Source organism: Mycobacterium sp. TH-M106, assembly GCF_057473765.1.
This window is the reverse complement of record NZ_JBYCLE010000070.1, coordinates 1-9,864: the sequence shown is the minus strand read 5'-3', so window position 1 is coordinate 9,864 and position 9,864 is coordinate 1. Positions and strand designations below refer to the sequence as shown.

Below are 9,864 nucleotides of genomic sequence, written 5' to 3'. Positions count from 1 at the left end.
GAGTGCGCGTGCCCCTGACTGCCGTACCCGAACAACCCGAACTTGCGGCCCTGGATTATCGAGAGGACGGAGTCGTCGTCGTAGAACATCTCGATTGCCACTGAGTGTGATCTCCATGTGTGTTAGTGTGACGTGTTATCTGCTGCTGCCGATGCCGCGCGGGCCCCGGGAGAGCGACACCATCCCGGACTGCACGATCTCACGGACCCCGTAGGGCTCCAACACCCGCAGCAGCGCCTCCAGCTTGCCGGCGGTGCCGGTGGCCTCGACGATCAGCGAATCCGGCGAGACGTCGATCACCCGGGAGCGGAACAGGTTGGTCGCCTCGATGATCTGGCCGCGGGTGGTGGCGTCGGCGCGCACCTTGATCAGCGCCAACTCCCGGGTGACCGAGCTGTCCTCTTCCTGCTCGACGATCTTGATCACGTTGATCAGCTTGTTGAGCTGCTTGGTGATCTGCTCCAGCGGGGTGCCCTCCACCGAGACGCCGATCGTCCTCCGGGACATGCCCTTGGCCTCGGTGGCGCCGACGGCCAGCGACTCGATGTTGTACCCGCGCCGGGAGAACAGCGCCGCCACCCGGGCCAGCACGCCGGGCTTGTCTTCGACGAGCACCGACAGCGTGTGCGTCTGCCATTCGCTCATCAGGCGTGCCCCTCGTCGCTGTCGTTCTCGAAGAGCGGCCGGATGCCGCGGGCGGCCTGGATCTCGTCGTTGCTGGTGCCGGCGGCGACCATCGGCCAGACCTGGGCGTCGGCGCCGACAATGAAGTCGATCACCACCGGCCGGTCGGTGACCGCCCGGGCCTGCTCGATGACGGCTTCGACGTCTTCCTCGCGCTCGCAACGCAGACCGACGCAGCCCAGCGCCTCGGCCATCAGCACGAAGTCCGGAATCCGGTGCGAGTGGGTGGCCAGGTCGGTCTGCGAGTACCGCTCGCCGTAGAACAGGGTCTGCCACTGGCGCACCATGCCCAGGTTGCCGTTGTTGATCAGCGCCACCTTGATCGGCAGCCCCTCCACCGCGCAGGTGGCCAGCTCCTGGCTGGTCATCTGGAAGCAGCCGTCGCCGTCGATCGCCCACACCTCGGCGTCCGGCCGGCCCATCTTGGCGCCCATCGCGGCCGGGATGGCGAAGCCCATGGTGCCGAGCCCGCCGGAGTTCAGCCAGGTGCGCGGCTTCTCGTATCTGACGAACTGCGCCGCCCACATCTGGTGCTGGCCCACCCCGGCGGCGTAGATCGCGTCCGGCCCGGCGAGCCGGCCCAGCGTCTCGATGACGTACTCCGGGGAGAGGCTGCCGTCGCTCTGCGGCCCGTAGCTCAGCGGGTAGGTGGAGCGCACCTGATCCAGATACGACCACCATTCCGTCAGATCGAGTCCGGCGTCCGCTTTCGCGTGCCGCAGCGCGGCGATCAGCTCGACGATGACGGCCTTGACGTCGCCGACGATCGGCACGTCGGCGTGCCGGTTCTTGCCGATCTCGGCCGGGTCGATGTCGGCGTGGATCACCTTGGCGTCGGGCGCGAACGAATCCAGCCGACCGGTGACCCGGTCATCGAAGCGGGCACCCAGTGCGATCAGCAGATCGGCCCGCTGCAGCCCGGCCACCGCGGCCACGGTGCCGTGCATGCCCGGCATGCCGAGGTGCTGGCCGTGGCTGTCCGGGAACGCACCACGCGCCATCAGTGTGGTGACCACCGGAATACCGGTCAGCTCGGCCAGTTCACGCAGCTGCGCGCATGCCTGGCCGCGGATGACCCCGCCCCCCACGTACAGCACCGGCCTGCGGGCGGCCGCGATCAGTTTGGCGGCCTCATGGACCTGCCGGTTGTGTGGTTTTGTGTTCGGCTTGTAGCCCGGCAGCTCCAGGCGCGGCGGCCAGGCAAACGTGCACTGGCCCTGCAGCACGTCCTTGGGGATGTCGACGAGCACCACGCCGGGGCGGCCGGTGGCAGCGATGTGGAAAGCCTCGGCCAGCACCCGCGCGATGTCGTTGCCGTTGCGGACCAGGTAGTTGTGTTTGGTGATCGGCATGGTGATGCCGGAGATGTCGGCCTCCTGGAAGGCGTCAGTGCCGACCAGCGACCGGCTCACCTGCCCGGTGATGGCGACGACCGGGATGGAGTCCATCTGCGCGTCGGCCAGTGCGGTGACCAGGTTGGTGGCGCCGGGGCCCGAAGTGGCCATGCACACCCCGACTCTGCCGGTGGCATGCGCGTAGCCGCTGGCAGCGTGCCCGGCGCCCTGCTCGTGGCGGACCAGTACATGGCGCAGCTTCTTCGAGTCGAACAGCGGATCGTAGACCGGCAGCACCGCGCCGCCCGGGATCCCGAAGATCACGTCGACGCCGAGTTCCTCCAACGATCGGACCACCGACTGAGCTCCGGTGAGTTGCTGCGGCGCAATGTGTTTGGGCCGCACACTGGATACGGCGGCCGCAGCCTTGGCGGGCCCGCGGGTGCTGGGCGGTGCTGACCGGTAAGGCGGCCGGGTGGTGGGTGCGCTCACGATTTCCTCTTTACGTTTACGGTCCTCTTCACGGTGCCGAATGTGCCAAACAAAAAACCCCCGACAGCTCTGCTGCTGCCTGAGGGTTGCGCGTTGATCCCCGAATACTAGTCAGCAGCCATCAACGCGCCGACCAAGTACTACCAGCATTCCACGGCTGTCCATAATGTTCGACGCTAGCCTCTGCACAGGTCAACCGTCAAATTTGAGATAGCCGGCTCGGATCCTTGAGATTGCACACACGGTTGCGATTTCCGTCGAAGCACAGCCCCGGGTGCAATCTCAACGCGTCATGCCAGCGGGTTCGCACCGTTGAGCAGAACCCACAAGGCGACGCCGCCGCCGACGCCGAGCAGCAACACCACGAACGAGCCGATGAACGGCCGCCGGGACCAGCCGCGGGCGGCGTCGAACCCGTAGCGGCCCGGCCCGGCCATCACGATGGCCAGCGCCATGCCGGTCAGCACAACCTGGTAATCGTGACCATCGGCCAGGAAGTAGGACAACCGGTCTTCGGTGTGCGCCGAAACGCCGGCCAGCGCGCCGTTGATCAGGTAAGCCAGCGCCCCGGCCGCCGCCAGCGGAGTGAACAGCCCCAACACCAACAGCACCCCGGCGACGATCTGCCCCCCGGCGCCGGCGAGGGCGAGGACATCGGCGTGCTGGTAACCGGCGTCCGACAGCGAGTTCTTGAACCCGGTCAGGCCATGGCCGCCCCACCAGCCGAACACCTTCTGCAACCCGTGGGCGACCAGCGGCACGCCCAGGCCCACCCGCAGGATCAACAGACCCAGGTCCTGGGTGCCGCGCCGGTCGGCGGCACCAAAAGGTCGGTCAGCATCAGCATCATCCGTGTCGTGGGTCGCCTGCGCCCAAGGCCGACCGCCGTAGGGCGGCTGGACATACGGCAGCGGTTCGAGGTCGCCGAGCAGGCCGTATCCGGTGCCGATGGCAGGAGAGCTGTGTGAGTTGGTGGGGTCGTAGGGCGGGATGGCGGTCGTCTCGTAGTCACCGGTGTAGGTGGCCGACGGCAGGTCGTCCTCCGGATCCACCAGGCGTGCCGCCGACCCGGACCGTGCTGGGTCGGACGCTGCCGAATCGTCCGGGCGCCGCCAGTGCGAGTCCACAGATTGACTGGTCATCCTGCCAGGGTAAGGGCAATCGCGCGCGGATTGGGGATTTGAGCGCTTCCGTGACCGAACCGATCCGTGCGTGTTGCCCTCTGCAGCCGGCTGCACCCCGCCGCGCCGGCAAGCCATCCTGGCGAACTCAGCGGCGGTGTCCGTAGCCTGACAGGATGCGGATGCAGCGGATACGTGGGCCGGTTCACCGGGTGTCTGTCGTGCTGTGCACCACATTGCTCGTAGTGACCGGTTGCGCGCAGTTCAACGACGCACAGTCGCAACCGTTCACTACCCAGCCGAAATTCGGGCGGGTGCCCACCTCGCCGCCTCCGCCGCCCCCGCCGCTGCCCGCCAAGCCGTTTCCGAAGGCATGCCCGGCACCCGGGGTGATGCAGGGCTGCCTGGAGAGCACCAGCGGCCTGATTATGCTCCCGGACAACAAGTCGGCACTGGTCGCCGAGCGCACTACCGGGGCGGTCAAAGAGGTCTCGGTCAGCGCCGAACCCAAGGTCAAGACCGTCTTCGCTGTCGACCCGTCCGGTGACGGTGGGTTGATGGACATCGTGCTGTCGCCCACCTACTCCCAGGACCGGCTGATGTACGCCTACATCAGCACCCCCACCGACAACCGGGTCGTCCGGATCGCCGACGGTGACGTTCCCAAGGACATCCTGACCGGGATGCCCAAGGGCGTGACCGGCAATACCGGTGCGTTGCTCTTCACTAGCCCGACCACTCTGGTGGTGCTGACCGGCGATGCCGGGGATTTCGCGGCGGCGACCGATCCCCGATCGCGCGCCGGCAAGGTGTTGCGCATCGAGCAACCGACCACGATCGATCAGGCGCCGCCCACCACCGCACTGACCGGAGTGGGGTCCGGAGGCGGTCTCTGCGTCGACCACGTCGACGGCTCGCTCTACGTCGCCGATCGAACCCCCAGCGCCGACCGACTGCAGCGCATCACCAAGGATTCCCACGTCTCGACGGTGTGGACGTGGCCCGATAAACCCGGGGTGGCCGGTTGCGCGGCAATGGACGGCACCGTGTTGGTCAACCTCGTCAATACCGAGCAGACCGTGGCGGTGCGGCTCGCGCCCGGAACCGGTGCGGTCACCAGTGAGCCCGAGGTGGTGCGCCAAGACACCCACGGGCACGTCTGGGCGGTGCGGATGTCACCGGACGGCAACGTCTGGGGCGGGACGATCAACAGGACCGCCGGGGATGCCGGAAAACTTGACGACGTGGTGTTCCCGCTGTTCCCGTCCGGCGGCTTCCCGCGCAGCAATGACGACAAAACGTAGCATTCCTGCCCTGCGTTAGCGACCTGGCCCGCACCCGCAGGCCACCAACACCACCTCGCGTACCCGGGCAGCGTCGGCCTGACCTTTGGTGGCCTTCATCACCGCACCCACGATGGCACCGGCAGCGGCCACCTTGCCGCCCCGGATCTTTTCGGCCACCTCCGGATTGGCGGCCAGCGCCTCGTCGACCGCGGCCTGGATCAGCGCGTCGTCACGGACCAGTGCCAGCCCGCGGTCGGCCATCACCTGTTCGGGTTCGCCCTCGCCGGCCAACACGCCCTCGACCACCTGGCGGGCCAGCTTGTTGCTCAACTTGTCCGCGTCGACCAACGCCACCACCTCGGCAACCTGTTTCGGGGTGATCGCCAGCGCCACGAGTTCGACACCCGCCTCGTTGGCCTTCTGCACCAGGAAGTTCCCCCACCAGGCCCGGGCCGCCTCGCTGGGGGCGCCCTGGTCGACGGTGGCGGCAACCAGCTCCACCGCGCCGGCGTTGACCAGATCACGCATCACCTCGTCGGAGATCCCCCACTCTGCCTGAATCCGCTTGCGCGCCAACCACGGCAGCTCCGGAATGGTGCCTCGCAGCCGCGCGACGAGCTCACGGCCCGGCGAGACCGGCTCCAAGTCGGGCTCGGGGAAATACCGGTAGTCCTCGGCGGTCTCCTTGGTACGGCCGGGACTCGTGTAGCCGGCCTCGTGAAAGTGCCTGGTCTCCTGGGTGACCCGGCCGCCTGCAGACAAAACCGCAGCTTGGCGGCGCATCTCGTAGCTGACCGCGACCTCCACGCTTTTCAGCGAGTTGACGTTCTTCGTTTCGGTGCGAGTCCCGAACTCGCTGGCGCCTCTGGGCTTCAGCGACACGTTGGCGTCACAGCGCATCGACCCCTGATCCATCCGTACGTCGGAAACCCCCAACGCGCGCAACAGATCCCGCAATGCTGTCACATAGGCGCGCGCGATTTGCGGGGCACGTGCGCCGGTACCTTCGATGGGCTTGGTGACAATCTCGATCAGCGGCACGCCAGAGCGGTTGTAATCGATCAGCGATTCGGTGGCACCTTCGATGCGGCCGGTGTCGGAGCCCAGGTGGGTCAGTTTGCCGGTGTCCTCCTCCATGTGCGCACGTTCGATCCCCACCCGCCAGGTCGACCCGTCGTCCAGCGGCACATCCAGGTGACCGTTGATCGCGATGGGCTCGTCGTACTGCGAAATCTGGTAGTTCTTCGGCATGTCCGGGTAGAAGTAGTTCTTCCGGGCAAACCGGCACCACGAGGCGATACCGCAGTTCAGCGCCAGCCCGATGCGGATCGCCGACTCGACCGCCGCGGCGTTGACCACCGGTAGCGAGCCGGGCAGCCCCAGGCACACCGGACACACCTGGGTGTTGGGCTCGGCGCCGAATGAGGTTGGGCAGCCGCAGAACATCTTGGTCGCGGTGGACAGTTCGACGTGAACCTCCAGGCCCAGCACCGGGTCGAAGCGGGCGACGACGTCGTCATAGTCAAGCAGGTCGGCTTCAGAGCCAGCGGCAACGGTCACACCGCCGAGTTTAGAGACCGGACAGCCGTCACGGCGAGCGTCGATGACTCACTTCGCGGCGATCAGGAGCGGACAAGCCGTGCGATGGCGGCGGAGGCTTCGGCCAGCTTCGCATGAGCCTCGTCGCCGCCCTGCGCGACCGCGTGGCTCACGCAGTGGTCGAGGTGCTCGTCGAGCAGGCTCAGCGCCACCGCCCGCAAGCCACTGTTGACCGCACTGATCTGGGTGAGAATGTCGATGCAGTACTTGTCTTCGTCGATCATCCTTGCGACCCCGCGGACCTGTCCCTCGATGCGGCGCAGCCGCTTAGCGTAGCTGTCCTTGTGTGCCGTATATCCGTGTGGGCCCCTGGTCATTCCAGCCATCATACCTACCCCACGGGGGTATTTGTCACCGCTCACACCGGCCAGTCCTCCATCCGGTAGGCGGCGTCGAAGAACATCCACTCGTAGCGGGCGGTGACGCGAACATGATGACGCATCAACTCCAGGTCGCGCCGCGAGGCGTGCGCCCCGACCCGGTCGGTGGCGTCGAGCACCGCGTTCACCACGGCCTGGAACTGCAACCCTGCGTACATGTCGATCCACTGCTGATACAGCGGGTCAGACGAGCCGAATCGCTGCAGGTGTTCGCCGACCCGAGCGTAAATCCAGTAGCACGGCAGCACCGCGGCGAGAGCCTCCGGGTAGCAACCGCCGTAGACGGTGGCCAGCAGATAGCTGACGTAGGCCTGGGTGGTCGGGGCCACCGGCAGCACCGCCGCCTCGCCCGCACTGATCCCGAGCCCGGCGAGCAGCCCGGCGTGCAGCTCCCGCTCGGCGGTGATCGCCTGGCCCGCGTGATCGGCGAACATCGCCACCTCGGTCTGCTCCGGCGCCTTCGCCGCGCAAACGGCCAGCGCCCGTGCGTAACCGCGCAGGTAGTGCGCATCTTGGGTGATGTAGTAGCGGAACTGACCATGCTCCAACGACCCGTCAACCAGCCCGGTCAGGAACGGGTGCCCGCAGATTCCGCGGTAGCGGTCGGCGATGTCATCCCAGAGCAGATCGCGCACGCGGTCGGACATAACCCACGGTAACCGGAGAGCCCCGGAACAACTGGGCCTCAACCGAAGAACGCGGCGGCGTCGTCGTAACGGCTCTGCGGCACCAGCTTGAGCTGGCGCACCGCATCGGCCAACGGCACCCGGTCGATGTCCTGGCCGCGCAGCGAGACCATCATCGCGTACTCACCGGCGTGGGCGGCGTCGGCGGCGTTGACCCCGAACCGGGTGGCCAGCACCCGGTCGTAGGCGGTCGGGGTGCCGCCGCGCTGGACATGACCCAGCACGGTGGTGCGCACTTCCTTCTTGACGCGTTGTTCGATCTCCACCGCGAGCTGGGCGGCCACCCCGGTGAATCGCTCGTGCCCGAACTCGTCGATGCCACCGGCCCGCAGTTCCATCGATCCCGCAGCGGGTTTGGCCCCTTCGGCGACCACGCAGATGAAGTGCGACGAGCCGTGCTGGAAGCGTTTTTTGACCAGCCGGCACACCTCTTCGACGTCGAACGGCTGCTCGGGAATCAGCGTCGCGTGCGCGCCGGTCGCCAGCCCGGCGTTCAGCGCGATCCAGCCGGCATGCCGGCCCATCACCTCCACCAGCATCACCCGCTGATGGGACTCGGCGGTGCTGTGCAGCCGGTCGATGGCATCCGTTGCGACCTGCAGCGCGGTGTCGTGGCCGAATGTGACGTCGGTGCAGTCGATGTCGTTGTCGATGGTCTTGGGCACCCCGACCACTGGCACGTTCTCTTGCGCCAGCCAGTGCGCAGCGGTCAGGGTGCCCTCGCCGCCGATCGGGATCAACACGTCGATGCCGTTGTCGTCCAGGGTCTGCTTGATCTGCTCCAGGCCGGCGCGCAGTTTGTCCGGGTGTACCCGCGCGGTGCCGAGCATGGTGCCACCCTTGGCCAGCAGCCGATCGTTGCGGTCGTCGTTGTAGAGCTGGACGCGCCGGTTTTCCAGCAGGCCGCGAAAACCGTCAGAGAACCCGACCACGGAAGAGCCGTACCGGGCGTCGCAGGTGCGCACCACCGCCCGGATGACGGCGTTGAGCCCGGGACAATCCCCGCCTCCGGTGAGAACTCCGATCCGCATGGCCCCATCTTGCCGGGTGGGTCATGTCGTGTCGCGAGCATGCACACAATCGCATCGCCCGGGCGTCGAAAATGCGATTTTGCGCATGCTCGCGTCAGAGGGTGGGCGGGCTGGGCAGCGTGCCGCGGGCGGCCTCGTAAGCCGCACCCACCCGGTAGAGCCGGTCGTCGGCCAGTGCCGGCGCCATGATCTGCAGCCCCACCGGCAGCCCGTCGTCTTCCGCCAGCCCGGACGGCACCGACATGCCGCAATGCCCGGCCAGATTCAGCGGCAAGGTGCACAGGTCGAACAGATACATCGCCAGCGGGTCGTCGACCTTCTCCCCCAGCCGGAAAGCCGTCGTCGGAGTGGTGGGTGAGACGAGGACGTCCACCGACTTATACGCCTCGTCCAGATCACGGGCGATCAGAGTTCGCACCTTCTGCGCGCGGTTGTAGTAAGCGTCGTAGTAGCCGGCCGACAGCGCATAGGTGCCGAGCATGATGCGGCGTTTGACCTCCGGACCGAACCCGGCCGCCCGGGTCAGCGCCATCACCTCTTCCGCGCTGTGGCTGCCGTCGTCGCCGATGCGCAGCCCATAGCGCATCGCGTCGAAGCGGGCCAGGTTGGACGACACCTCCGAGGGCAGGATCAGGTAGTAGGCGGCCAGCGCGTAGTCGAAGTGCGGACAGTCCACCTCGCTCACCTGGGCCCCCAGCTCTGTCAGCTGCGCCACGGCGGCGTGAAACGATGCCAGCACGCCGGGCTGATACCCCGCGCCGGCGTGCAGCTGGCGCACCACACCGATCCGCACCCCGCTCAGGTCACCGGCCGCGCCGGCCTGAGCTGCGCCCACCACGTCGGGCACGTCGGCGTCGATGGAGGTGGAGTCGCGGGCATCGTGCCCGGCGATCACGGCATGCAGCAACGCGGTGTCGAGCACACTGCGCGCACACGGCCCGCCTTGGTCCAGCGACGACGCGCAGGCCACCAGGCCGTAGCGAGACACCGTCCCGTAGGTGGGTTTGACGCCGACGGTAGCGGTCAGCGCCGCCGGCTGACGGATCGAGCCGCCGGTGTCGGTGCCGATAGCCAGTGGCGCCTGAAACGCCGCCAGCGCCGCCGCGCTGCCCCCACCGGAGCCGCCCGGCACCCGGTCGATGTCCCACGGGTTGCGGGTCACCTGGTAGGCGGAGTTCTCCGTCGACGAGCCCATCGCGAACTCGTCCATGTTGGTCTTGCCCAGGATCGGGATCCCGGCCGCGCGCAGCC

Annotated in this window: 10 protein-coding genes; 1 reads left to right on the top strand and 9 read right to left on the bottom strand. The window is 67.6% G+C overall.

Features of this window, described 5'->3' with window-relative positions; all coding sequences use genetic code 11:
* The 4 genes from AC2VOP_RS02290 to AC2VOP_RS02275 all read right to left on the bottom strand — a co-directional run.
* On the bottom strand, window positions 1-89 hold an 89-nt coding region (locus tag AC2VOP_RS02290), incomplete at its 3' end, for a hypothetical protein (RefSeq protein ID WP_486959466.1).
* Between the two features lie 46 nt (window positions 90-135).
* Window positions 136-645 carry an acetolactate synthase small subunit gene (ilvN, locus tag AC2VOP_RS02285; protein ID WP_486959464.1) on the bottom strand — a complete coding sequence of 170 codons (510 nt, stop codon included), beginning with the start codon at window positions 643-645 and terminating at the stop codon, window positions 136-138.
* Window positions 645-2,510: an acetolactate synthase large subunit gene (locus tag AC2VOP_RS02280; protein WP_486959463.1), complete on the bottom strand. Its 1,866-nt coding sequence runs from the start codon at window positions 2,508-2,510 to the stop codon at window positions 645-647. Before AC2VOP_RS02280 ends, ilvN begins: the two co-directional genes overlap by 1 nt.
* A 290-nt stretch (window positions 2,511-2,800) precedes the next feature.
* Window positions 2,801-3,652 (bottom strand): DoxX family protein, encoded by an 852-nt coding sequence (locus tag AC2VOP_RS02275; RefSeq protein ID WP_486959462.1) that lies wholly within the window; start codon window positions 3,650-3,652, stop codon window positions 2,801-2,803.
* 161 nt (window positions 3,653-3,813) lie between these two features.
* Here AC2VOP_RS02275 and AC2VOP_RS02270 point away from each other — a divergent pair, with 161 nt between their 5' ends.
* Window positions 3,814-4,935 (top strand): PQQ-dependent sugar dehydrogenase, encoded by a 1,122-nt coding sequence (locus tag AC2VOP_RS02270; RefSeq protein ID WP_486959465.1) that lies wholly within the window; start codon window positions 3,814-3,816, stop codon window positions 4,933-4,935.
* A gap of 15 nt (window positions 4,936-4,950) precedes the next feature.
* Here the strand turns inward: AC2VOP_RS02270 and gatB are convergent, their stop codons facing one another.
* The 5 genes from gatB to gatA all read right to left on the bottom strand — a co-directional run.
* Window positions 4,951-6,477 carry an Asp-tRNA(Asn)/Glu-tRNA(Gln) amidotransferase subunit GatB gene (gatB, locus tag AC2VOP_RS02265; protein ID WP_486959461.1) on the bottom strand — a complete coding sequence of 509 codons (1,527 nt, stop codon included), beginning with the start codon at window positions 6,475-6,477 and terminating at the stop codon, window positions 4,951-4,953.
* 62 nt (window positions 6,478-6,539) lie between these two features.
* Window positions 6,540-6,833 carry a copper-sensing transcriptional repressor RicR gene (ricR, locus tag AC2VOP_RS02260; protein WP_486959460.1) on the bottom strand — a complete coding sequence of 98 codons (294 nt, stop codon included), beginning with the start codon at window positions 6,831-6,833 and terminating at the stop codon, window positions 6,540-6,542.
* Between the two features lie 41 nt (window positions 6,834-6,874).
* Window positions 6,875-7,543 (bottom strand): thiaminase II, encoded by a 669-nt coding sequence (tenA, locus tag AC2VOP_RS02255; protein WP_486959459.1) that lies wholly within the window; start codon window positions 7,541-7,543, stop codon window positions 6,875-6,877.
* 38 nt (window positions 7,544-7,581) lie between these two features.
* A complete protein-coding gene (locus AC2VOP_RS02250; protein WP_486959458.1) occupies window positions 7,582-8,613 on the bottom strand; it encodes an ATP-dependent 6-phosphofructokinase in 1,032 nt (343 codons plus the stop codon).
* Window positions 8,614-8,707: 94 nt separating this feature from the next.
* The coding region (gatA, locus tag AC2VOP_RS02245) for an Asp-tRNA(Asn)/Glu-tRNA(Gln) amidotransferase subunit GatA (protein WP_486959457.1) at window positions 8,708-9,864 on the bottom strand (1,157 nt) is incomplete at its 5' end.